Source organism: Ralstonia sp. TCR112 (genome assembly GCF_007997035.1).
GTDB lineage: Bacteria > Pseudomonadota > Gammaproteobacteria > Burkholderiales > Burkholderiaceae > Ralstonia > Ralstonia edaphi.
In genome coordinates, this window is sequence record NZ_VOSS01000091.1 from 1 (window position 1) to 24117 (window position 24117).

The following is a 24117-nucleotide window of genomic DNA, read 5'->3' on the forward strand; positions in this document are numbered from 1 at the left end:
GGCGCACGGGCACGTTGTCGCGCACGACGGTGAAATGGTTGCGATAGAACGGCGCGTCGTCGCCTGCGGCATGGTTGCTTCCCGCGGCCAGCACATCGCCGCCGCGCAGTGCACCCAGCGTTTCGGTCAGCACCTGGCCGAAGCGGTCGTTGAAGTTGTTGCGCGCCTGGTGCTTCACGGCCAACACGGCAAAGCGCTGCTCGCCATCGTCATGATCGAAGTGATCGAGCAACTGGAAGCGCGTGCCGGTCGCCAACGTGCGGGCTGTGCCTTCGCCGTCGAACTGCTTGTCGCGCAGCTCCAGCGCTTCCATCATCAGCCGCGCCACACGCTGCGCCTGGTTGTTGTCTTCAAACCAGTACTGACCGGGGTAATCCGTGTCTTGCAACGTCAGCTGCGGGCCATCGTTGCTTTGCTGCTGCGCCCCGAGTTGCGCCGTGCGCTTGGCGTTGGCGCGGTAGTCCCAGCTGGCGATCGACACGGCGTTCGTCTGCCAGCGGCGGGCGCCTTGCCAGCGGTCGATCACGTCTTCGGTGGCGGTGGCATCTGCACGGCCAAAGCGGATGCTCGCTTGCGCGTTGTCGGCAAAGACGTCATTGGAATCTGCAATGACCATGCGATGCACGCCCAGCGCATCGCCGTCCTTGGCTTCGTGCTCGAAGAAATAGAACAGCCCTTCTTCGGCCAGCAGACGCGTGACGAAATCGAAGTCGCTTTCGTCGTATTGCGTGATGACGCTGCGGCGCGTGTAGACCGAGCTGTCGCGCAACGCCCAGCGCCAGGCGGGGACCAGGCGGCCTTGGCCCTGGTAGTCGCCAAACAGGCTGTCGATCACCTCGATGACCGACATGTCCTGGAACAGGAAGCTGTCTTGCCGATGGCGCAGGAACGCGAGCCAAGGTTCGATCACCAGCCGATAGCGCACCAGGCCGCCGTTCGCCCCCACCTGCTCGAAGCGCGTCACGTGGCCATGGAACGGCCGCAGCGCGCTTCGGCTTTGCTGCGTCAGCAGATCCAGCCGCACGGGCTGGCCGAGCAGCTTGGCCGAATCGATGTCAGCGTTGTCGGACAGCGCCGTGAGTTCCAGCCGGAAGCCGCCTGCGTCGATGTGCTCGGCTGCATCCACCTGTTCGGGCAGCAGCACGTTCGGCCCCAGCGGCGTTTCCAGGCGCAGCAGCCGATCCGCCTGGGAGAACGACGCACGTAGCAGGTTTGCCAACTCGGTCGGAGAGACCATGATGTGCTCCAGCGAAGCGACTTAGTTGATGCGGTACTTGAACTCGCCGTTCTTGCCGACGCCGACCTTGATCTTCTCGACGCTGCCGCCTTCGGCCATGCGCGTCAACACCGACTCGGCGATCTGCGGCAGCAACGTGCCGTTGAGGATGTGGTCGACGGCGCGGGCGCCGGCATCGACTTCCGTGCAGCGAGCGAGCACTGATTCAACCAGCGCGTTGTCCCACTGGAACGTCGCCTTGTGGTTGATGGCCACGCGATCGCGGATACGGCCCAGCTTGAGCGTGATGATCTCTGCCAGCACATCGTCGGAAATCGGGTAATACGGCACCACCTTCATGCGCCCCAGGAATGCGGGCTTGAACGCCTTGTAGAGCGTCGGGCGCAGCAGCTCTGCCAGCGCATCGGTATCGGGCAGTTCTTCAGCAGGCTTGTTCAGGCAGGCCTGCATGATGGCCTGCGAGCCGACATTCGACGTGAGGATGATGATGGTGTTGCGGAAGTCGATCGGGCGGCCTTCGGCGTCGTCCATTTCGCCCTTGTCAAAGACCTGGAAGAACATCTCCAGCACGTCGGGGTGGGCCTTTTCGACTTCATCGAGCAGCACGACGCTGTACGGGTTGCGACGCACGGCTTCGGTCAGCACGCCGCCTTCGCCATACCCGACATAACCCGGCGGCGAGCCCTTGAGGCCCGACACGCTGTGCGCCTCCTGGTACTCGCTCATGTTGATGGTGATGAGCTTGCGTTCGCCACCGTAGAGAATGTCGGCCAGTGCCAGTGCCGTTTCCGTTTTACCGACGCCCGACGGACCGGCAAACAGGAACACGCCGCGCGGCTTGTTCGGGTCTTCCAGGTTGGCGGTGGCGGTGCGCACGCGCTGCGCGATGGCGTCCAGCGCGTGGTCCTGCCCGATCACGCGCGCAGCCAGCAGCGGCTTGAGGTTCAGCACCGTGCGCAGCTCGTCCTTGACCATGCGGCCCAGCGGAATGCCCGTCCAGGCCGAGACGATCTCCGACACGACATGGCCGTCCACCTGCAGCGGCACCATGGGGGATTCACCTTGCAGCGCGCGCAGCTCGGCGAGCAGCTTGGCCAGCTCGTCCTGCTCGTCCGTCTTGTCGGCAGCGCGCTTGCGCTTGGGGATCGAGACGACGTCGCTGTTGGCGGCCACGGGCAATGCGTCTTCCTCGCCAGCTTGCGCGGTATCGCTTTCGCGGGCCTCGCGCAGCGCCTGAATGCGTGCGACCAGCGCGCGCTCCTGCGCCAGACGTTCGGTGTTCTGCGCGACGCGTCGCTCCAGCTCAGTGCGCTGCTCGTTCAGCGCCTTCAGGCGCGCGTCGTGCTCCGCACCGGCGCTTTGCTCGCGCTCCAGCGCGTTGATCTCGCCTTGCAGGCGTTCGAGCGTTTTCTGGTCGTCTTCAATGGCGCCGGGCGTGGCGCTCTGGCCCAACGCCACCTTGGCGCAGGCCGTGTCCAGCACGCTGACGGCCTTGTCCGGCAGTTGGCGGCCGCTGATATAGCGATGCGACAACCGCACGGCCTCGGTAATCGCCTCGTCCAGCACGCGCACGCCAAAATGGCGCTCCATCAGCCCGGCCATGCCGCGCAGCATGGCGGCCGCCAGCGGCTCGCTGGGCTCTTCCACTTTCACGACCTGGAAGCGGCGCGCCAGTGCGGCATCTTTTTCGAAGTACTTCTTGTATTCGCTCCACGTGGTGGCCGCAATCGTGCGCAGCTCGCCGCGCGCCAACGCCGGCTTGAGCAGGTTGGCCGCATCGTTCTGCCCGGCCTGCCCGCCCGCGCCAATGATGGTGTGCGCCTCGTCGATGAACAGGATGATCGGCTTCGGGCTCTTCTTCACCTCGTCGATCACGTTCTTCAGGCGGTTCTCGAATTCGCCCTTGACGCTGGCGCCTGCCTGCAGGAGCCCCATGTCGAGCGTGCGCAGCGTCACGCCTTGCAGCGGCGGCGGCACATCGTTGGCAGCCACGCGCAGGGCCAGGCCTTCCACCACGGCGGTCTTGCCCACGCCGGCTTCACCGGTGAGGATCGGGTTGTTCTGGCGACGACGCATCAGGATGTCGATCACCTGGCGGATCTCGGCATCGCGGCCGATGACTGGGTCGATGCGGCCATCGCGTGCGGACTGGGTCAGGTCTACGGTGAACTGGTCCAGCGCCGGTGTGGACGTCAACGCCGCGGCGGGCTTGCCACCTTCACCGTGCGTAGCGTCTGCGCCGTCGTCGGCAATGTCCACGGCCTGCTCTTGCTCGTCGGAACCGGCGGTCAGCCGATCGAAGTCGTGCTTCAGGCGGTCGGCTTCAATCTGGCCGAACAGGCGCGAGCCACGTTGCGCGAGCGCCGACAGGCTGGGCTCCGTCAAAAGCGCCAGCAGCAGATGGCCCGAGCGGATGCGCGTAATTTGCGAATCGAGCGAGGCAATCAGCCAGCCGTGCTCGAACAGCTTCGGCAGGTACGGCGAGAACGCCGGCGTGCGCGTGTTGCCGGTCTGGAAGCGGCCGATCTCGGCTTCCAGGTCACGTTGCAGCGCGGCTAGGTCGATGCCGCTGGCGCGCGCGGCCACGGCAAAGTCGCTGCGGCGGTTTTCCAGCAACGCCAGGAACAGGTGTTCGAGATCGACCTCGTAGTTGCCGCGCGCCATGCACAGCGACGCGGCCCGCTCGGCGGCTTGCCGGCTCGTCGCATTCAGCTTGGCGATCAGGGTTTTGAGTGGGATGGCCATGGCGGCAGCGCTCCGAAAGAATCGATGAATGTGTCGGTATCAATGCAGCGGCGCGAGGGTGTATTGCGCATCGCTGCGGTCCTGCTGCGCGGGGCGGGAACACAGGAAGGTGTCCCAGCCCAGGCGCCCGTCGTTGCTGTTGTCCAGCGTGCTGCCGGTCACGTCCTGCTGGCGCAGGATCAGCTTGATTTCGAACTCGAGCGTGGTGCCACACAGGATGGTCAGCATCTTGCGCAGCGCCAGCGCGCCGGAGGCACCCGGCAGGAAATTGCGGTATTGCGCACGCTTGAGCGGCCCGACCCACAGGCGCACGCGCAGGTCGCGCTGCCAGACCCGCGCGCCGGCCAACGCCGTGGCGCCCAGCAGGTTGTTCGTGCTGCCCAGCCGCGTGTACTGCGACGCCGGCACGCGATACCACCCGCCGACGAACTGCTCCACCCGCATCGGCGCCTGGAAGTAATCCGACAGCACGCGCTGCAGGTACGCCGCAGACACCGGCCGATGCCGGATCGCCGTGGCATAACCGGCCAGCGCTTCGTCGAGGATCGGCCCCGGCGTGGTGGAGAGATCGCGGCGCAGCGTCTTGTCTGCCGCACCCGCCAGCGATAGCAGCAGCGGCAGGTAATGCTTGTTGCTGTCGACTTCGTACTGGAACGGCAGGCGGTATTTCTTCCACGCCAGGTAGAACAGCGCCGTTGCCCGGTTCGAGAAGATGTCGAAGAACGCACGCGCAGCGCGGTCGCGCCAGAGGCTTTCGCGCTCGGCCACGATTTCGGTGTAGCGCAAGGGCAAGGCGCCCTGCCCGCCCAGCATGCCGAAGAACGTGGGCGTGATCGCCAGCGAATCGAGCGCGCCCTCTTCCAGCGCGGCAATGAACGCGGCGTCGGTTTCAAGCATCTCTGCGGTGATGCCCTCGGCCTCGATGTGCTGCAGTTCGCTGGGCGGAAACGACAGCGACAGCGTGTTGCGAAAGCTCAGGCGCGTGGCTAGCGCCTGCTCGGGCGCCGTGCCGCCTTCGCGCGCGAACAGCTGCTCCAGCAGGCGCACGGCCTGGAAGAACTGGTACCGGTGCGGCTGCTGGAGCAGCCGCCGGATCACACCAGGATCGATTCGCCGCTGCGGGGTGCGCATTTGACCAATTCCTTGCCGGTGCGGCGCGAGACCGCAATCAACTGCACAAAGCTGTTCATGTGGACGTACAGGCCGAAGAAGTGGTCCAGCACACGGATGAACCGGTGCATGCCGGTGCCCACAAAGGCGTCTTCATCCAGCGTGAGGCGAACCTCCAGGCCGCGCACGAAGGTGGCGAACGGCTTGCCGGCCAGCCACTGCGTCGCCGGTTGGTAATCGAGCGCGACGATGCCTTCGATCTGCCGAGCAGAGATCGCGTTGCGCGGCAGGTCGTGCAGGCGCAGCATCTCTTTCAACGTCGGCAGACCGTTCTGCACGAGCGACAGATGGTTGAGCGCCAGCAGCGAGATCAATCGCCATTGCGCCGCGCGCCCGCCTCCAAACCGCATCGACGGCGTCGGCTTGCGCAGAAAGGTGATGTTGCGAGCGATGGAACTGCCTTCCATCGACAGATCGCCATCGGGCTGGCCAAACGCCAGCGTCGAAGGCAAGTCCCGGTTCGTGCAAGTGACGGTCAGGCTGAGCGTGTCGGTCTGCGGGCTGGCGGGGTCGAACTGCGTATCGACAATGGAGATTTCCGTTTCGAATCCCGGGCTGCGCTGCGCGATCAGCTCATTGCGGCGTGCCAGCCAGTAATGCCCCGCACGGCCGGGCTCTTCGCCGTGATGCAGCGAGTAGAACGGCCGGAACTCCGTGACCTTCTCGTGCGCCGTCGTTTCACGCACCAGCTGCACGTTGTCGATGGAGTAGATGTCAAAGCCGTGCGCGCGCCGGCTGTCGGCCACGACCGGATAAGCGCTCGCCGTATGTTCGATGCGGATCGGATCGGCCTTCTGCTGGAACAGATTGACCACGGGCGTGCAATGCAGGCGCAAGTGCTCAGGCTGCAGGTTCTCGAGCAGGCGCGCGGCGTGCGAATCGCTGCGCACGTCTTTCAGCACCAGATGCAGCGTCAGACGGCGCACCGGCACGCCCGGCGTCAGGCCGCGTCGCAATGCCGCCAGGTCGATGTCGAAGAAGTTGAATTTCTCGGCAAAGCTGAAGTGCTCGGTCAACAGCCGATAGGCCGGATGCGAGCGTGCCGGGCAATCGATCAGGGATTCGTCTTCGCTAAAACCGACTTCATGCAACGGCACGGAAATTAGGCGCTTCCAGACGCCGGCGCGCTCGGCTTCCACGTATCCGGCTGCGGTGTGCAGGAACAGCGCATCGCCCAGCGCGGCCACGAAGGACGGCTCGCCGTCCATGTAGACGCGCAGCTTGTCCATCGACAGCGATTCGAAACCGCCGCGCTCGCCGACGTATTCCAGCGTGATCGCAATGGCGCCCGTTGCACCTTTGGGTAATTGCACGGCGGCCGGCGCCGACACTGCGCGCTCGAACGTCGCGCCGGCCACGCGCACCGGCGCAAACGTGACGTCGTATGCGGTGCGGAAGCGGCATTCGACCTTGCGCACCATGCGTGTGGTGAGGAACGTGCCGCGCGCAATCGTGACCGGCGCGCTCAGTTGCGCAGCCACGCCGCGCACATCGAAATGCGCCACCGAGCACGACGGAAAGGGCCGCAGGTAGTGCGGATACAGCACCTCCAGCAGCGCCTCGGTAAATTCGGGGTAGTCGTCGTCGAGCTTCTTGCTGACACGTGCGGTCAGGAAGGCAAACGATTCGATCATCCGCTCGACATGCGGATCGTCGCAGCCGTCGCCCGACATGGCCAAGCGGCCGGCGATCTTCGGATACCGCTCGGCGAAGTCGCGCGAGTACCGGCGCAGGAAGGCCAGTTCTCGTTCGTAATAAGGCAGCAGCTCTTCCATTCTTCGTGGCGGTCCGGTGGCGGTCCTGCGGGTGCTTCAGCGTGTTGCGGGTGGTGCGTTGTGCAGGTCCGTGCAGTCTCAGCCGCGTCCGCGCGAAACGGAATACCGCAGCGTCGACGGTTGCAGCATGGCGTCAAAACTCACGGGCTCGCGTGCGGGCCCCACCAGCAGCACCGCGCTGATCCCAAAGCACAAGGCATTGGTCGCGCGTTCATTGATCTCCAGCGACACATTCACATGCTGCAGTCGCGGCTCATGCCGCTCGATCGCCTTGGTGAGCGACTGGCAGATGTAGTTGCGGTCGTAGAAACTGGCCAGGCTCAGGCCGGAAAAATCGTTCAGGCCATACGTGAGCAGCGACCGCTTGCATTCGGGCAAGCCGTGCAAATCCTCTTCTTCCAACACGATGCGCGTGTTGAGCAAGGATTCAATATCGCGTGCCACGGTGCTCTTGAGTTCTTCCAGCGAGAGCTGGCGCAATGCCGTGGGCATGGGCGCGTGCGGCTCGTCGTCGAAGAGCTTGTCGAGCAGGCTGGGTTCGAAGCCTTTCATATGCTGCTAGAAAACAAGATGCCGCAGCACGGCGGCTGCGGCTCTTGTCATCAGGAGAACACCAAACGTTAAACCGAGTAGGTCTTGTCGTTCTTGGTGAGGCTCCAGGCGCCTTGCGAGTTGCCGCCTTGGCCGCCGGCGCTCTTCTGCTGCGTGTACTTCCACTGCACAGCGGCGTAGCGCAGGCTGAAGGTGTCGGTCGGGATGCCTTGCGCGACCACTTGCGAATCGACTTCGCTCAGGATGGCGTTCTTCAGCTTGACTTCGAGGTACTTCACGCGGTTGCCTTCACCATCTGCGCGGAAGAATTCGATGGTCACTTCACCGAAGGTCGTGCCGCCCGAAGCGTGCTGGTACAGCAGCGGGCTGACGACGTCCAGATCCTTCGTGAAGACCATGTCGCGGTGCTCGCAACGCTCAGCCGTGTGGCCGCCGGCGTCGAAGCCGTGGCCGAACGCGGTTGGCTGATGGCCTGCGACCAGCTGTTGATTTCGATCCAGTCCTTGTGATCCTTGTCTTGCGACTCCCCCTTGATTGCCGGGCTGTCGAACTTGACGTAGATATCCTTCATACAGAGACCCTCTTCAATAGATTGGTTGTTGGTACTGCAACGGGTAACGAGCGTAACGGGTGGTTATGCCCGAACATTCCCCCCCGGGGAGAGTCCGGTCAGGAATTACGAGTTGGCCGACTTGGGCAGATCCGCCACGAGGCGCAGCGAGATCGACAGTTCGTCGAGCTGGAAGTGCGGCCGCAGGAACGCCACCGAGCGGTACGTGCCCGGCTTGCCCGGCACTTCCGCCACCTGGATCGACGCCTCGCGCAGCGGGAATTGCGCCTTCTGTTCTTGCGTGGCGTTGTCGTCCAGCAGCACGTACTGCGAAATCCAGCGGTTCAGGAACGTCTCAACGTTCTTGGCCGAGGCAAAGCTGCCGATCTTGTCGCGCATCATCGCCTTCAGGTAATGCGCCACGCGCGATACCGAGAAGATGTACTGCAGCTGCGCAGACAACACCGCATTGGCGTTGGCGCTGTCGGAGTCGTACTTCTTCGCCTTCTGCGCCGACTGTGCAGCGAAGAACGCGGCGTAGTCCGTGTTCTTGCAATGCACGAGCGGGATAAAGCCGAGGTCGCTCAGTTCCTTCTCGCGGCGGTCGGTAATGGCGATTTCGGTCGGGCACTTGAGTGCGATTTCGCCGTCGTCGGTCTTGAAGGTGTGCGTCGGCAGGTCTTCGACCAGGCCGCCGCCCTCCACACCGCGAATGGCAGCGCACCAGCCGAAGTCGTCAAACGCAGCGGTCAGGCGTGCGCCGAACGCCCAGGCGGCGTTGCACCACAGGTACTTGCTGTGATCGGTGCCGTCGACGTCTTCAACAAAGTTGAAGCTCTCGACCACGGTGCCGTCCTTCGGGTTGTACGGCAGACGGCCCAGGAAGCGCGGCAACGTCAGACCGACGTAGCGCGAATCTTCCGAATCCCGGAACGACTTCCACTTGGCGTATTCGACCGTGTCGAACACCTTCGCCAGGTCGCGCGGCTTGCCCAGGTCGGCAAACGATTCCAGGCCCAGCAGCTCCGGCGACGACGAGGCGATGAATGGTGCGTGCGAAGCCGCAGCCACGTGCGCCATCTGCTCGATGAAGTACATGTCTTCGGGCTGACGCGTGATTTCGTAGTCGCCGATCAGCGCACCGAACGGTGCTCCGCCGAAGGTGCCGAATTCTTCTTCGTAGACCTTCTTGAACAGCGCGCTCTGGTCAAACTCGATGGCGGTCTTGAAGTCCTTCGTCAGATCGCGCTTGGTCGCGTTGAGCGCCTTGATCTTGATCGTCTGGCCGGTGCTCGTTTCCTTGACGAGGTAGTGCAGCCCGCGCCAGGTGGATTCCAGCTTCTGGAATTCCGGCGCGTGCATGATCGCGCTCAGCTGCTGCGAGATCAGGCGGTCCAGCTCGGCCACACGTGCGTCGAGCGTGGCCGACAGGTTGTCGGACACCACCACGGTGCCGCTCAGCACCTGGCTTGCCAGCTCGCCGATGATGTCTTTTGCGCGTTCACGCTCGGAGTCGGACTTGGCGACGCGGCTTTGCTCGACGATGCTGTCGAGCAGGCTCACCTCTTCCGCAACCGAGGCGCCTTGCGCAGCGGATTGGTTCTCAAGCATCCTCGCCCCCGTTTTGCTTGGCGCCCAGCTTCTTCGCGTTTTCGGTGTTCTTCAGCACTTCAGACAGCAGGTCTTCCAGCTTGTCGTTACCGGCCATCTTGTTGCGCAGGTCAGCCAGCTTGGAGCGCGCCTCGAGCAGCTTGCGCAGCGGCTCGACCTGCTCGACAACGGCTTCGGGGCTGAAATCCTCAAGCGAACGGAACTTCAGGTCGACGCCAAAGCGGCCACCGTCTTCCGTCAGCGTGTTCGGCACCTGGAACGCCGCGCGCGGCTCCACGCCCTTCATCACCTCGTCGAAGTTGTCGCGGTCGATGTTGACGAACTTGCGGTCGCGCAGCTTGGGCTGCTGCACTTCGGATTGGCCCGACAGGTCGGCCACCACGCCCACCACGAATGGCAGTTCCTTCGTCTCGATTGCGTCGCCGATTTCGACGTCATACGTCAGTTGCACGCGCGGCGGACGCACCTTCTGCAGACGCTTCTGTACGCTTTCTTTCTTGGCCATCACCTTCCTCCAGGAATGCGAACCAGCGCTGTGCTTAACGCAGTGCGCCGAACGGGTCTGCGCTGCCGCTGGCAGCACCGGTGGCAGCTGCCGGCGCAGCCGTGGTGCCGTGCTCCGCAGCCGGAGCTGCACGGCGGACAACGCGTGCGGGGCGGCGCACCGGCTGCTTGGCGACCGGTTGTTCGCCCGGGAACAGGACCTGTTCGCCCAGCGTGTCACGCAGCATCTTGGCAAGCACCTGCGCGTCGGTCTTCACGTCGCCGGCCAGCGCGCTGTCGGCACGCAGTTCCTGCAGCGAGCGGCGCGCGACACGCAGGCCGCTCACTGCCAGGATGCTCTTGGCCTGGCGATCGGCGTTGTCACGCTGCAGGGCTTCTTCTGCAGCCAGGATGGCCTGGGGGTATTTCTCTGCGCCGAACTGGATCTGCGCGATGCGCACCCACGGCTCGTCACGGGTCGGGTTCTGCTTGGCGATCTGCTGGTACAGATCAATCGCCTTGTCCTGCTGGCCGCCCTTGGCCGCAGCTTCCGCCTCCGACATGCTCTTGCCGAAGGCCTCGTCGGTTTGGGGTCCGGGGTTGTTGGTCGCACAACCCGCAAAGAGCGCGGTGGCAGCAGCCAGCACGATGAAGGAACGGAGAACGGAAGTAGACGAGGATTTGGCCACGGCGAGACTCTTCAAAGTTTCAAAGCGGTGTGTCGATACCCAATCAAATTCGCCGGAATTGGCGAGTTAAATGTTGGTCTCGACTGGCGCGAAATAGTACACTCCGCTCGTTGCCGTTGACAACCAAAAACGGATTATTAAGGAACCGAAACATCCTTTGTATTCAGTACCTTAGAGCCGCATCCAGCAACGATCTTCGATTATTAAGAAACCGAAACATTCTTCCGCCTTGCTTTATTAAGAAATCGAAACAAATCACCGGTTTCCTTTAGCTGCACAGGCGCCGCGCCGGTCAAACAAAGAGAATTAAGTAATTCAGAAATCAGGCATGAAGATGATGAAATTCGATGCTGCTTGGGGGCAAGCGGCGAGGCAGCCGGGCTGCGGCAGCCGTTTGAAGCAGCCTCTGAAGCACCGTCTCGCAGCGGCGTTCAAGCTGATCCTGGTAAGCGCCAGCGTGGCCGCCCTGGCGGCTTGCTCCACCGGTGCGAGCGTGCTGGCCGGTGCGGCCAACGGCGCGCTGGAAGCGATGGGGCTCAAATCGTCGAACGTGCCTGATGCGCAGAAGCCGCCGCGCGAAGTGCCGCTCAAGATGACGGCGGGCAACAACCTGAACGCCGCCAACGACCGCCGTCCTGTTGCGGTGGTGGTGCGTCTGTATGCATTGAAGGACCCGACCAGCTTCCTGCAGGCGCCGTATGACACCTTCATCGACCCGGCGCGCGAAAAGCAGACGCTGGGCGCCGACCTCGTCAACGTGCGTGAGATGACGCTGATCCCAGGCCAGCGTTACGACTTCACCGAGAAGGTCTCGCGCGAAGCCACCACGCTCGGCGTCGTGGCGCTGTTCCGCAGCCCCGCTTCGCAGCGCTGGAAGTTTGCCTTCAACACCGAGAAGAACGAGAAGTCGGGCATCGTGATCGGGCTGCACGCCTGCGCCATGACGGTGACATCCGGCACGCTGACCACACCGGCTGGCGCCACGCCGCTGACCGATCTCAACCTGCTCTCCCCCGCGGTTTGCGGTAGCTGAACAACAAGGGCCAACGTGAGTTACTCCGCAAAGATTCTCTGGGGCGAAGGGCTGTTCCTGCGCCCGCAGCACTTCCAGCGTCAGGACGCGTATCACGAGTCGCGCCTGCATGCGACTGCGCAAGTCATCCAGCCGTATGCGTGGGGCATCCGCCACGCGCGCTTCGATACCGATGCGCTGGCCAGCGGCGTGCTGCGCGTGATCGAGCTGTCGCTGTTCTTTCCTGACGGCGAGCTGTACTTCGCGCCGCAGGCCGATGCACTGCCGCCGCCGCTGGTGCTCGACGCCATTCCCGCCGGCGTGTCGGAACTGACCTTCCACATCGCGCTGTATCCGCTGCAAGACAACGGCGGCAACTACCGCGAGCAGATCGAAGGCGCATCGGTGTCGCGCTTTGTCGGTATGGAAGAGGAAACGGCCGACCTATATACAGAGGCCGAGCCCGCCGCCATCACGTATCTGAAGAAGTCGGTCAAGCTCATTGCCGAGACGGAACCGCGCGAGCAGTTCATCTCGCTGCCCGTGGTGCGCGTGCGGCGCACCGGCACCGGCGGTTTTGAGCTGGACGAAAACTTCGTCGCGCCCAGCATGGCAATCAACGCCTCGGCCGTGCTGTATCAGCGCCTGCGCCGGCTGCTGGACGCCCTGCAGGCCAAGGTCAACGCGCTGTACGGTTTCCACCGCGAGCCGACCAAGAACATCATCGAATTCCGCTCCGGCGACATTGCGTCGTTCTGGCTGCTGCATACGGCCAATGCGGCGTTTGCGGCGCTGTCACATCTGTATCACCACCCAGACCTGCACCCGGAGCGCTGTTCCAGGAAATGCTGCGCCTGGCCGGCGCGCTCATGACGTTCACCAAGAGCTACACGCTGGCCGACCTGCCCGCCTACGATCACGACAATCCGGGCCCGGTGTTTGCCAAGCTCGACACGATCGTGCGCGAGCTGCTCGATACCGTCATCTCCACGCGCTACTTTGCGATTGCGCTGGAAGAGACGCGCCCGTCGTTCCACCTGGGCCGCATCGACTCCGGCAAGATCGACGACCAGACCAGCTTCTACTTGTCGGTATCGGCAGACATGCCGGCCGCCGAGCTGGTGGAAGCCATTCCGGCGCGCTTCAAGGTCGGCGCCCCCGACGACGTCGAAAAGCTCGTGCTGTCGTCCATGCCCGGTGTGCCGCTCACGTATACGCCGCAGGTGCCGCCCGCCATTCCGGTGCGCCCGGGCGCGTGCTACTTCGCCGTGGAAGCGCGCGGCATGCTGTACGAACGCATGCTGCAGGCGCAGACCCTCACCATCTATGCCCCGGCCGGCATCCGGGAACTCAAACTTGAACTGATCGCGGTGACTTCATGAGCGCTACCTCCACCCCTTCGCTGTTTGGCGGTTCAGCACCGGCAACCGCTGCGGCGGATGCACGTGAATCCAACACGCACGCCCGCACGCTGCTCGACTTGCTGTACGACGGTTTCTTCATGCTGTTCCAGTTGCGCAATGCCCAGCAGCCGACCAGCGCAGAAGATTTCCTCTCGCGCGTGCGCGCCTTTCTCGACGATTTCGACCGTGGCGCCAAGCGCCTGAACGTATCCGCCGAAGACGTGTTCGACGCCAAGTACGCGTTCTGCGCCGCGGTGGACGAAACCATCCTGTCGTCCAACTTTGCGATCCGCCCGGCCTGGGAGCGCCGCCCGCTGCAGCTCGTCCTGTTTGGCGAACAGCTCGCCGGCGAGACCTTCTTCGTCAAGCTCGAAGAACTGCGTGCGCACGGTGCGCCGCGCCTGCAGGCGCTGGAGGTCTTCCACATGTGCCTGCTGCTGGGCTTTCGCGGCAAGTACATCCTCGAAGGGCCCGAGAAGCTGGCTTACCTGACCGCACGCCTGGGCGACGAGATTTCCGCCATCAAAGGCAAGCGCGCCGCGTTTGCGCCCCACTGGCCGCTGCCCGACAAGGTCGCGCACATGCTCAAGCGCGAAACGCCGCTGTGGATTTTCGGCGCCGTGTTTGCGCTGATCGGGCTGCTGGGCTTCCTCGGGCTGTCGCACACGCTGAACGCCAAGACCAACGAAACGCTGGAAGGCTATTCGCAGGTCATCAAGCTCGGGCCGCGCTTCTCGCACCTGACGATTTCGCTGCCGTGATGACCACGATGGGCCGCGTGCCATCCTCCTGCTGAACCGCAACACGAACCCCAGCGCGACGCTGTTCCGATGAAGCCTTTGTCCAACCTGCCGGCCGCCGTGCCACAAGCCGTCCTGGGCGCGCTGCTCGGGCAGCAGACCCGCCAGATCACCCTGGAGACGGCGCTCGCTTCCGACAACCTCGTCGTGGAGCGCTTTACCGCCACCGAGGCGGTGTCGGCCTCGTTCGTCCTGCATATCGATTGCCTGAGCCCGTCGGCGCATCTGGACACGGCCAAGCTCGCCGCACAGGAAGTCACGCTGCGCCTGGTGCAAGCCGACGGCAAGCGACGCGCGTGGCATGGTTACGTGGCCGATTGCGCATCGCTTGGCGGCGACGGCGGTCTCGCACGCTACCGCCTGCGCGTCGTGCCCTGGCTTGACCGACTGCGCACGCGCAGCGACTGCTTCGTCTACCAGGACAAGACCGCGCTCGAGATCATCGAAGACGTCTTCAGCGAATACCCCACCGCACATTACAAGATTGCGACAACGCAGCCGTGCGCCAAACGATCGATCTGCTGCCAATACCGCGAAACCGACTATGCGTTCGTGATGCGGCTGCTGGCCGAGGAAGGCCTGTCGTTCCGCATCGAGCACGAGCAAAGCGACGACAAGCAACAGCAAGGCAGCACGCAGTCGCGTCACACCGTCGTCATCTTCGACAACGATGCGCAACGGCCAGCCTGCCCACAGCCGCAGATCCGCTTCCACCGCGTTGACGCCACCGAAAGCGATGACGCGATCGAGCGTTTCTCGCACGCGCACAGCGTCGGCACCAACGCCGTGACGCTCGCCTCGTGGGACTACAAGGCACTGGCCGCGACCAGCGCCCAGGCCAGCGCCAGCGACCCTGGCGGCGAACTGCCCACGCTGGAACGCTTTGAAGCCTCGGGCTCGTATCAATATTCGAATGCGCAAGAAGCCAGCCGCGCCGCGCAACTTCGCATGCAGGCACACGAAGGCGCCTACCTGCGCTACGAGGGCCAAGGCAGCGTGCGCCAATTGGGCGCCGGCCAGCGCTTCACGCTCACGCAGCATTTCGACAGCAAGCACAGCGAGTTCGTCACGCTGCAGGTGGAACACGAAGCCGCCAACAACCTCGGCGCCGACATCGCACGGTTGCTCTCCACCACGGAGATCGAATCGGGCAGCTACCGCAATCGTTTCGTCGCCGTGCCGGCCGAGGCGCCCATCGTGCCGCCCTATCGACGCCGCCCGACTGCGCCTGAAGGCCAGGCCGCCGTCGTCATTGCCGACGATGGCGCGCCGCTCACCACCGACCGCGATCATCGCGTGCGCGTGCGTTTCCCGTGGCTGCGCGCGCCGGAGGTCAATGCGTTTTCCGACCCGTCCAGCAACGATCGCACGCAAGTCACCGCCTGGGTGCGCGTGGCCAGCGCCAGCGCGGGCCCGAACTGGGGCGGCAATCATTTGCCGCGCGGCGGCACGCAGGTGCTGCTGACGTTTATCGACGCGACATCGACCGGCCGATGATCGCCATGCAGTTGCACAACACGCAAGACGCCCTGCCCTGGGCCCCTGCCGATGCGCCGCATGGGCAAGCCCTGTCCGGCTGGCACTCGCACGGCCTTGGCGGCGACGGCTACAACCAGTGGGTCGTTGACGATCACCCCGGCCAGTTGCGCACGCGCCTGGCCAGCTCGACCGCCAACAGCCAGCTCAATCTCGGCTATGTCACCTCGCACGGCGCCACGGGCGGAGACCGCGGCACGTGGCGCGGCACCGGCGCCGAACTGCGCACCGATGCCTGGGCGGTGGTCCGCGCCGGCGGTGGCCTGCTGCTCTCGACTACCGCGCGTGCTCAAGCCGTCGGCACGCTGCTCGACGCCCATGAAGCGCGCGGGCAACTCACCGCCGCGCAGAAGACTGCACAGCGCTTGTCGGATGCCGCCGCGAGCCAGCAAGCGCTGCCCTTGGCGGCCAACGAAGCGTTCGAGCCGATCGACAAGGCGCTCGACCCTGCGCAAGACGGCAAGTACCCCAGCAACGTCAATGGCCAGGATTCACAGCAGCCCGTCGATAAATTCGGCCAGCCGCTGCTGGTGACCGAATCGCCCTCCAGCATCGCGCTCGCCTCGCAGGCCACCACCACCGTCTACGCCGGGCGGCACTTGCACGGCACCGCGCAGGCCGACTGGCACCTCGCCGCTGGCAATGTCATCGCCGCTGCCGCTGCAAAGGGCGTGAGCCTGTTTGCCCAACGCAACGGCATCCGCGCGATTGCCGAAGGCGGGCCGGTGTCCATCCAGGCGCATACCGATGCGTTGGCCGTGCTGGCAGACAAGGCCGTCACTGTTACGTCGTCAGCCGATTCGGTGGAGATCCTCGCGCAGCAGAACATCGTGCTGCATGGCGGGGATTCGTTGATCCGGCTGGAAGGAAATGCGGTGACGTTTGAGACGTCGGGGTTGTTGTCGGTGAAGGGGGCTGGGCATCCGTTTGAGGGGCCAAATCGCAGTTACATCAAAATGGCCGAACTACCAGGAGCAGCAATAACAGGGCCGTTCCAGCGCAAGTTCCAATTGAGAGATGCCGCTAACGGATCACCTCTTCCAGACCTACCATACTTTATTGAACTGCGAGACGGCTCATTTGTTCACGGCCGCTCAGATAAAGATGGATACACCGACCTGGCTCTTTCCCTTCAAGACCAAATGGTCCAATGTCATTGGGGGAAAGAGGCTCGCAAACGAATAGCAAAAATCGCATGATCAATTATGGGATCTACTGTCACCAACACCACCAATGAGACAAAGAACAGTGCGACCATCATTGACATACAAATGGTTGACAGGTCGGGACGATACCATCTCGGGCCAGAGACGCCGCCTCATATTAAGCACGATAACGGATTTCTCGATGTCTATCCAAAACGGGACCCCACGGCGTCGGATCGCATAGCACTTGCAAAATGGGTGGCGAAGCTTGAAGGTGCCGAAGCGTTTCGCCCTGATCTTGCCGATGCGACCGCAGCCTACAGGCATTTTCTATTTGGGAATGGTGCCGATCGAGTCATCAGCTATCAGCGCTACATAGACAATGATCCAAGCGGACGGCGCACGTTAATTTCTATTGAAGGTGACTTCAAATACCACGCAGAGAAGATCGGTCAGAATAGAGACTCTTTTGAGATTACAGGCGATCCTTATGCGGTAGGTTCCAGCGCAGAATTGCCATACCCGAGAACGGAGAACTGGCAGAAGGCCATTGGCGCCCATTTCGTTTGGCTATCTGGAAAAATTCGAATAGAACATGACACAAAAGCCGGCAAGGATAAATACATAGCCGATATTGTTATCCACATGGAAGACAGATACAATTTCAATCCTGGCGCAAAGGATATCGCCACCGGCATACCAGATTCGGACAATGGACGTTTTGAAATAACAGGTCTCGCCCAGCAGTACACAAATCGCGGGAAAATATCCCGAACATTGACATGGTGGGAAGGCGATGGAAGAAATATCGAAGCCACCACAAACAAGAGTGGAGAAGTCAGTGATAGGCGCCCTCAAGATAACCGTCGAATTCGCAATAAAATATAAATTAAATATCTTTTTTGCGGCTATCTTTGCGGTTATTTTTACCAGCTGCTCCAGAAGCGAAATGCAAGAAAACACCGATAAAGAGTCATTTTCAAAATATATGAAGTTCAATAGTGAACTTCAAACGGTAAAGTTTGAATTGGTCACGCTTCCGGAAGGCGGGAGAGACTCTATCCCTGGTCCAACTGACTATGTTTCTTTGGTCGCATCCGCAGTGATAGCAGATTCAGGCGAAACTGCTATCCTTGCGTTGCCGGTTTACTCTGGGAGCACCTCGGTTCTTCAGAACTTTGTCCGGCCTTGGCTTACCGGCGACGAGAGGTCCTTTCTCTTGGGCCCGTCAGTTGGTAATGGCGTTCCAGTCCGCGACGTGAGTTCACTGGTTACAAGGCACGCCAAGCGTGCTATGGCGATCCGTACGGGCAAAAATCACTGGTTGTTCTACGTGGAGTATGTTGCTCCATAGCTCCGATATCTTTGCGCTTACCATGGCTCGGCGGGCATGCATCTGTCTATTGCACCTCAAAGCGTGCCGACTCAAGTCGGCGTAGCGATTGCACGGCTGCTAGCTACCATCGACATCGCGGCGGTTGATACCCGACCGGGTTTCTGGGAAACCGCCAGTCGGCCAAAGGTCTTCAGGTCCGCCGCAAGACGCAATGAATCGGTCGCGCCGCACCGCTCAGGAGTGGCAGACACCCGCCTGTCACTCCCCGCCTCCCGGCGCCAGCACCTCACGCTGCCCATTCCGCCCCATCGGCGACACCAGCCCGGCCGCTTCCATCTGTTCGATGAGCCGCGCGGCACGGTTGTAGCCGATGCGCAGTTGCCGCTGCACGGAAGAAATCGACGCGCGGCGCGTGTTGAGCACAAACGCCGCAGCCTCGTCGTAGAGCGGATCAGCTTCCGCATCTCCGCTTTCGCCACCGAACAAATCGCCGCTCGCGGCAGCTTCCCCCGGATCACCGGCGAGGATGGCGTCGTCGTATTCGGGCTCGCCAAACTGCTTCCAGTGTTCGACCACGCGGTGCACTTCTTCATCGGCGACAAACGCGCCGTGCACGCGCTGTGGGTAGCCGGTGCCCGGCGGCAGGAACAGCATGTCGCCCTGGCCGAGCAGCGATTCGGCGCCCATCTGGTCGAGAATCGTTCGCGAGTCGATCTTGGAAGACACCTGGAACGCCACGCGCGTCGGAATGTTCGCCTTGATCAGGCCGGTGATGACGTCCACCGACGGCCGCTGCGTCGCCAGAATCAAATGGATGCCGGCGGCACGGGCCTTCTGCGCGAGGCGCGCGATCAGCTCTTCGATCTTCTTGCCGGCCACCATCATCAGATCGGCCAGTTCGTCGATGACGACCACGATCATCGGCAGCGTCGAGAGGGGCTCGGGCGCATCGGGCGTCAGCGAGAACGGATTCGGCACCTTGCGGCCGGCCTGTTCTGCCGCGCGGATCTTCTGGTTGTAGCCGGCCAGGTTGCGCACACCCAGCGCCGACATCAGGCGGTAGCGCTTTTCCATTTCGCCCACGCACCAGTTCAGCGCGTGCGCGGCCTGCTTCATGTCGGTGACGACCGGCGCGAGCAGATGCGGAATGCCCTCGTACACCGAGAGTTCCAGCATCTTCGGGTCGATCATGATCATGCGCACGTCATCTGGCGTGGCCTTGTACAGCATCGACAGGATCATCGCGTTGACGGCGACCGACTTGCCGGAGCCCGTCGTGCCGGCCACCAGCAGGTGCGGGGCGCGTGCGAGATCCGTCACCACCGGGTTGCCGGTGATGTCCTTGCCCATGGCCAGCACGAGGTGCGACGCATGCGACTGGAAATCCGCTGCGTTCACGACTTCCGACAAGCGGATCATTTCGCGCTTGGCATTGGGCAACTCCAGGCCCATGCATGTCTTGCCGGGGATGGTTTCGACGACGCGGATGGACGTCACGCCCAGCGCCCGCGCCAGGTCTTTCATCAGCCCGACGACCTGCGCGCCGCGCACGCCAATCGCCGGATCGACCTCGAAACGCGTGATGACCGGCCCGGCCGACGCGCCAACGACCGTGACCGGCACCTTGAACTCGGCCAGACGCTGGGCAATCAGGTTGCTGGTCTCTTCCAGATGCTCGGCGGAGACGGATTCCGCGCTGGGGGATGCGGCGGTCAGCAATCCGGCGCCCGGCAGGCGGTAGTCGACGATGCGTGGCGCCGCAGGTGCTGCAGCTGGCGCGGGTGCGGGCGCAGGCGCGAGGCGATGACCGGCGCCGCGCGCGACACCACCTCCCCCACCACGCCGGCAAGACGATGCGCGGCTTGGGCGTAGGCACGGCAGGCGCGACTTCCGGCTGCGCGGCCGGTTCGATGGACGGTGCTGCGGGCAGCGCTTCGACCTCGGGCAGTGCTTCAACAATCGGGGCGGCTTCAGCTTCCACGATCGGCTCGGCGACCTCCTGCGCGGGCGTCGGTGCTACGGCGGGCGCCATCAGGCCGCGCAGTTCGGCCAGGAGCGCCTCGGCTTCTTGGCGTACGGCATCCAGATCGACGGTGGGCGTTTCTGCGACGTCGGCTTTCGCCTCCACCAACTCCGGCGCCGTCGGCTCGGCGAGCACGAGCGGCTCGGCAGCGGGCACGGCCTGCGGCACAGAGGCCGCCGGAGCTGGCGCTGGCGCCTGCGTCTGCAGACCAAGTTGCGGTTGATGGAACGGGCTGCTGACGATGGTGGCACGCGGTTTTGGGCGTGCCGCGGGCGTCTGCGGCGGAGTGGGTGGAGCTGCGGGCCGCGCCTTGGCGCTTGCTGGCGTCTCTGCCGGCGCACCCTTCTTTGCATCGATCAGCGGCCAGATCTCGCCGGGCTGCGGCGGCGAGGGGCGCGTGCGCGGGGGCGGCTGCCATGCGGGCTGGCGTCGGGCAGAAACCGCCTCGATGCCACGGTGACGCACCGCCGGCTGCGCGGGGCCGGCATTAGCGGTCCAACGCGTCTCCCCTGCCCCGCCGAGTCCGAGCGCGGTCGGCTTCAAGCCATCGTCAACGGGTTCGTCGTGGCGGGTGACCGGCTCGGAAGACGCCTCGGCATCAGCGGCGCGGCGGCGGTTCAGCACCTGGCCCCACGATCGTCCGAACACCATGGGGGCGACCCAGACAAGCACGCCGAGCATCAGGAGGAACGCGCCCGTCCAGCCCAGCATGTGAGAGAACAGCGACGACAATGCGCGCCCGGCAGCACCGCCGGCCTTGTCCTGCGGGTCGGCGCCAGAAGTCAGGGCTTCAAGCGCGGCGCTGGCGCTCAACGCGACGAGCGTCACCAGCCAGAGCCGCACGGTGCCCCGGCCTTTGAGGAAATCCCGCTCCCCCGCCAGCGCGCGCGTTACATACCGCCACACCAGCGGCAGCAGCCACACGGTGGAAATGCCAAACCAGCCAAGCACCATTTCAAACGCCATCTACAAATGCCAGGCCGCGATTGTAGCGGTGCGCGCCACCGCCATGAGAATCGCCCAGCCGAAAAACACCCGGCCGGGCGTTCTGGCAACACGTTTCAGCGCAGCGTGCCCGATGCGGTGGCGCGTGCGCTGCTTGCACTGCGCGACGCCTCGATCAGCAGAATGATCATCAGGACGGTGCCGGCCAGCGCAAACACCGCGTAGCCGATATTGCTGCCTTCAATGGCGAACAGCGACGGCGAGTAGCTCTGCCCCGTGCAGATCATCGTGCCGGCCGTCATGCCCGTGTAGTGCATGCCGCAGACGGCCACGCCCATGATCAGCGCCGCACCCAACTGCTGACCGCGTGTCTTGACGGTTGTTGCCAGCCACAGCGCGACCATCGATACCACGACCGCAATCAAGGCCGAGACGCCCATGATGGAGACGTCCCAGTCGAAGTTGCTGTTCGTATGCACAGCGGCCATGCCGGTGTAATGCATCACCGCCACGCCGAGGCCGGTCAGCACGCCGCCCTCGGCAATGTTGCGCAGGCGGTTGCCCGTGGTGCGCGACGCAATGACGAGCCCGCCAGCGGCAAACACCATCACCACCAGCAGCGACATCATGGTCATGAAGAGATCGAACTCGATCCGGACGGGTGTCCGGTAAGCCGCCATGCCGATGAAGTGCATCGACCAGACCGCCCCGCCGCCGAGCGCCACGCTGGCGCAGATCAACCGGTCCATGTCGAGGGTGCCGTTCTTGTTGCGCACGCGTCTTGACCATCGCAAGCCCACATACGCCCCCGCCACCGAGATCAGATACGACAGCCCCACCAGCAGCCAGTCGTATGCATAAGGCACGATCGCGCCCGGCACCGCAGAAAAGCCGTTGAACATGACACACCCTCCCGTTTTGAATACCAAAAGACCGCCGGATTGCCGGGCGGTATCGGCCGGCCGCCCGTTGCTCTGGACGGCCACGTTTTCGTTATCGTCTGTCTGGATTTGGCATGGCCTCGAGCGGGCCTTGGGGGCCAAGTATGGCCACGAGTGATTGCCCGGCCAATCACCTGATCTAGGTAACTTTGGGTCGACTTTTGGCGCGGGCCCCCGACTTGCTTGCGCTATGGGAAATGCGTTTCTCAGGAGTTCCCATGTCGCTCATCGTCGCAGCCCGTTTCGATACGTTTGAACGCGCCGAAGAGGCCGCGCGTGCACTGTTCGCCCAACGCTTTTCCGAGGACGACGTGAACGTCTTCTTCGTCAACCCGTCCGGCCAGCATGCGGCATTTCCGATTGGCGGCGACCGCAACGCCGACCCGGGTGCGGCACGCGCCCATGCCGGCGCCGGCAAGGGGATGGCGATCGGCGCCGCGATTGGCGCTGTCGCGGGGGTGGTCGTGCTGATTGCGCTGCACGTGGCCGTGCTGTTCTCGGTGGTGGCGGCCGGGGTGGGCGCCTATATCGGTTCGCTGGCGGGTGCCATGGTCGCCACACGCGACGAGCCCCACCCCGCACAGCCGGCCGATGCCACGTTGCGCACGCGGCATTCCGGCGTCCTGCTGGCCGTGCGCGTGACACCGGACCGGGAAGCCGAAGCCGCGCGTATCCTCGCCAGCGTCGGCGGTATGGATGTCGAAGAAGCCGCAGGCCGCTGGCGCAACGGCGAGTGGGTCGACTTCGATCCGCTCAGCCCGGCCAAGCTCAACCCAAAGGTCGCTCAGCGGGCCGCTTGATCGGGGCGAGCAGCAGAATCAAGCCGCGGTGCTCGGTGCCGTCCCGCCCGGCTGCATCGGCACGGGGCGCGCCTGCTTATCGTTGAGCATCGTCCACACGAGGATGGCCGCCACGATGTCGAATACTGCCAGCGCCACAAACAGCGGGTTGTAGCCGATGGTCGTGGCCAGCGTGCCGACCGCCAGCGAGAAGAGCATGCCGCCCATGTAGCCCGACATGCCCGCCAGCCCCACGGCCGTACCGACTTCGTGCTTGCCGAACATGTCGGACGTGAGCGTGTACAGCGCGCCGGACAGCGTCTGGTGCGCAAAGCCGCCCACGCAGAACAGCGCAATCGCCGTGTAGGGACTCGTGGCAAGCCCGATGCAGGCCGGGCCGATCATGCACAGGCAGCCCGTCACCATCACCAGCTTGCGCGATGTCACCAGCGACACCGAAAAACGTTTCTGGAACCACGGTGCCAGATACCCGCCCAGCACACAGCCAACGTCTGCGGCCAGGAACGGCAGCCACGCAAACAGCGCGATCTCCTTCAGGTTCATATGGCGCTCGGTGGCCATATAAAGCGGAATCCAATAGTTGAACGTCTGCCACGCCGGCTCCGACAGAAAGCGCGGGATGGCGATGCCCCAGAAGCGGCGGCCGCTGACGATCTTGCCCCACGATGGCTTTGGCACGTTGGCGTTGTCATCGGGTGTTTCCTGGCCTGCGCGGATGTAGTTGCGCTCTTCTTCCGACAAGCGATGGTGCTTGGCCGGCACGCGATAGAGCAGGAACCACAGCACGCTCCACACCAGCCCGAGCCCGCCGATCACGGCAAAGGCGAAGCGCCAGTTGCCGTGCAGGATGCACCAAACCACCAGTGGCGGTGCCACCACCGCGCCCACGGACGAGCCGATGTTGAACCAGCCGGTTGCGATCGACCGCTCCTTGGCCGGGAACCACTCTGCCGTTGCCCGCAGTGCCGATGGGAAACCGGCCGCCTCCGTCATCCCGAGCATCGCGCGGAACGCCGCCAGCGACAGCCAACCGCCCGCCGTGCTGTGCAGCAGACAGACCACCGACCACGCCGCCGCAAACAGCGCAAAACCCAGCTTGGTGCCCAGCACGTCAAGCACGTACCCCGCCACGGGCTGCATCACCATGTATGCCGCCTGGAACGCCGCGACGATGTAGCCGTACTGCTGCGTGCTGATGTTCAGCACCTTGTTCACTTCAGGCGCCGCCACGGCCAGCGCGTTGCGCGCCAGGTAGTTCATGATCAGGCCGCTCAGCACGAGGCCGATGATCCACCAGCGCAAGCCTTTGATGGGTTTCATGTGTTGTCTCCTAAAGCCCCCGTTCTTCTTGTGTATGGGGCGTA

Annotated in this window: 15 protein-coding genes and 5 pseudogenes; 7 read left to right on the plus strand and 13 right to left on the minus strand. The window is 63.8% G+C overall.

The window, feature by feature from the left end:
- The 9 genes and pseudogenes from FUT88_RS20395 to FUT88_RS20435 form a co-directional block, all read right to left on the minus strand.
- Positions 1-1237, minus strand: a 1237-nt coding sequence (locus FUT88_RS20395) for a type VI secretion system Vgr family protein (RefSeq protein WP_147217840.1), incomplete at its 3' end; no start/stop codon positions are given.
- A 21-nt stretch (positions 1238-1258) separates the two neighbouring features.
- Positions 1259-3982, minus strand: a complete 2724-nt coding sequence (gene tssH / locus FUT88_RS20400) for a type VI secretion system ATPase TssH (protein ID WP_147217842.1) — start codon at positions 3980-3982, stop codon at positions 1259-1261.
- Positions 3983-4021: 39 nt separating this feature from the next.
- Positions 4022-5113 carry a type VI secretion system baseplate subunit TssG gene (gene tssG / locus FUT88_RS20405; protein ID WP_147217844.1) on the minus strand — a complete coding sequence of 364 codons (1092 nt, stop codon included), beginning with the start codon at positions 5111-5113 and terminating at the stop codon, positions 4022-4024.
- Positions 5077-6927: a type VI secretion system baseplate subunit TssF gene (gene tssF, locus FUT88_RS20410; RefSeq protein WP_027678927.1), complete on the minus strand. Its 1851-nt coding sequence runs from the start codon at positions 6925-6927 to the stop codon at positions 5077-5079. The genes tssG and tssF overlap by 37 nt, the downstream gene beginning before the upstream one ends.
- A gap of 78 nt (positions 6928-7005) precedes the next feature.
- On the minus strand, positions 7006-7479 hold the full coding sequence (gene tssE / locus FUT88_RS20415) for a type VI secretion system baseplate subunit TssE (protein ID WP_009241814.1): 474 nt from the start codon (positions 7477-7479) through the stop codon (positions 7006-7008).
- A gap of 68 nt (positions 7480-7547) precedes the next feature.
- Positions 7548-8050, minus strand: a pseudogene (locus tag FUT88_RS20420) (Hcp family type VI secretion system effector).
- Positions 8051-8155: 105 nt separating this feature from the next.
- The gene (tssC, locus tag FUT88_RS20425; RefSeq protein ID WP_027678926.1) at positions 8156-9640 is read right to left on the minus strand and encodes a type VI secretion system contractile sheath large subunit; all 1485 of its coding nucleotides are present in this window, start codon (positions 9638-9640) and stop codon (positions 8156-8158) included.
- Entirely contained in the window at positions 9633-10145 is a 513-nt protein-coding gene (gene tssB, locus FUT88_RS20430) for a type VI secretion system contractile sheath small subunit (protein ID WP_009241817.1), read from the minus strand. The genes tssC and tssB overlap by 8 nt, the downstream gene beginning before the upstream one ends.
- Before the next feature lie 34 nt (positions 10146-10179).
- Entirely contained in the window at positions 10180-10812 is a 633-nt protein-coding gene (locus FUT88_RS20435) for a hypothetical protein (RefSeq protein ID WP_092975583.1), read from the minus strand.
- A 334-nt stretch (positions 10813-11146) separates the two neighbouring features.
- Between FUT88_RS20435 and tssJ the strand changes: the two genes are divergently transcribed.
- The 6 genes and pseudogenes from tssJ to FUT88_RS20465 all read left to right on the plus strand — a co-directional run bounded on the left by tssJ (position 11147) and on the right by FUT88_RS20465 (position 18062).
- Complete coding sequence (tssJ, locus tag FUT88_RS20440) at positions 11147-11845, plus strand: type VI secretion system lipoprotein TssJ (protein WP_147217893.1); 699 nt, start codon at positions 11147-11149, stop codon at positions 11843-11845.
- Between the two features lie 15 nt (positions 11846-11860).
- Positions 11861-13206: pseudogene (gene tssK / locus FUT88_RS20445) on the plus strand (type VI secretion system baseplate subunit TssK).
- Positions 13203-13988, plus strand: a complete 786-nt coding sequence (icmH, locus tag FUT88_RS20450; protein WP_027678922.1) for a type IVB secretion system protein IcmH/DotU — start codon at positions 13203-13205, stop codon at positions 13986-13988. The pseudogene tssK and the gene icmH overlap by 4 nt, the downstream one beginning before the upstream one ends.
- 69 nt (positions 13989-14057) lie before the next feature.
- A pseudogene (locus tag FUT88_RS20455) lies at positions 14058-16762 on the plus strand (type VI secretion system Vgr family protein).
- Between the two features lie 204 nt (positions 16763-16966).
- Complete coding sequence (locus FUT88_RS20460; RefSeq protein WP_147217846.1) at positions 16967-17596, plus strand: hypothetical protein; 630 nt, start codon at positions 16967-16969, stop codon at positions 17594-17596.
- On the plus strand, positions 17550-18062 hold the full coding sequence (locus FUT88_RS20465) for a hypothetical protein (RefSeq protein ID WP_147217848.1): 513 nt from the start codon (positions 17550-17552) through the stop codon (positions 18060-18062). Before FUT88_RS20460 ends, FUT88_RS20465 begins: the two co-directional genes overlap by 47 nt.
- A gap of 240 nt (positions 18063-18302) precedes the next feature.
- Here FUT88_RS20465 and FUT88_RS27090 read toward each other — a convergent pair.
- The 3 genes and pseudogenes from FUT88_RS27090 to FUT88_RS20475 form a co-directional block, all read right to left on the minus strand.
- Positions 18303-20551 (minus strand): annotated as a pseudogene (locus tag FUT88_RS27090) (DNA translocase FtsK); the annotation flags it as partial.
- 188 nt (positions 20552-20739) lie between these two features.
- Positions 20740-21033, minus strand: a pseudogene (locus tag FUT88_RS27215) (DNA translocase FtsK 4TM domain-containing protein); the annotation flags it as partial.
- 95 nt (positions 21034-21128) lie between these two features.
- Positions 21129-21914 carry an MHYT domain-containing protein gene (locus FUT88_RS20475; RefSeq protein WP_147217850.1) on the minus strand — a complete coding sequence of 262 codons (786 nt, stop codon included), beginning with the start codon at positions 21912-21914 and terminating at the stop codon, positions 21129-21131.
- Between the two features lie 257 nt (positions 21915-22171).
- Here FUT88_RS20475 and FUT88_RS20480 point away from each other — a divergent pair, with 257 nt between their 5' ends.
- Entirely contained in the window at positions 22172-22753 is a 582-nt protein-coding gene (locus tag FUT88_RS20480) for a hypothetical protein (RefSeq protein WP_147217852.1), read from the plus strand.
- A gap of 18 nt (positions 22754-22771) precedes the next feature.
- On the opposite strand, the gene FUT88_RS20485 is transcribed toward FUT88_RS20480, so the two are convergent.
- Positions 22772-24073 carry an MFS transporter gene (locus tag FUT88_RS20485; protein WP_147217854.1) on the minus strand — a complete coding sequence of 434 codons (1302 nt, stop codon included), beginning with the start codon at positions 24071-24073 and terminating at the stop codon, positions 22772-22774.
- Positions 24074-24117: the final 44 nt, after the last annotated feature.

Coding starts and splice junctions, on each gene's coding strand:
- tssB (WP_009241817.1), bottom strand. CDS start 10,145: ATGGCCAAGAAAGAAAGCGTACAGAAGCGTCTGCAGAAGGTGCGTCCG.
- tssJ (WP_147217893.1), top strand. CDS start 11,147: ATGATGAAATTCGATGCTGCTTGGGGGCAAGCGGCGAGGCAGCCGGGC.
- tssF (WP_027678927.1), bottom strand. CDS start 6,927: ATGGAAGAGCTGCTGCCTTATTACGAACGAGAACTGGCCTTCCTGCGC.
- tssG (WP_147217844.1), bottom strand. CDS start 5,113: ATGCGCACCCCGCAGCGGCGAATCGATCCTGGTGTGATCCGGCGGCTG.
- FUT88_RS20475 (WP_147217850.1), bottom strand. CDS start 21,914: ATGTTCAACGGCTTTTCTGCGGTGCCGGGCGCGATCGTGCCTTATGCA.
- tssE (WP_009241814.1), bottom strand. CDS start 7,479: ATGAAAGGCTTCGAACCCAGCCTGCTCGACAAGCTCTTCGACGACGAG.
- FUT88_RS20485 (WP_147217854.1), bottom strand. CDS start 24,073: ATGAAACCCATCAAAGGCTTGCGCTGGTGGATCATCGGCCTCGTGCTG.
- icmH (WP_027678922.1), top strand. CDS start 13,203: ATGAGCGCTACCTCCACCCCTTCGCTGTTTGGCGGTTCAGCACCGGCA.
- FUT88_RS20480 (WP_147217852.1), top strand. CDS start 22,172: ATGTCGCTCATCGTCGCAGCCCGTTTCGATACGTTTGAACGCGCCGAA.
- tssH (WP_147217842.1), bottom strand. CDS start 3,982: ATGGCCATCCCACTCAAAACCCTGATCGCCAAGCTGAATGCGACGAGC.
- tssC (WP_027678926.1), bottom strand. CDS start 9,640: ATGCTTGAGAACCAATCCGCTGCGCAAGGCGCCTCGGTTGCGGAAGAG.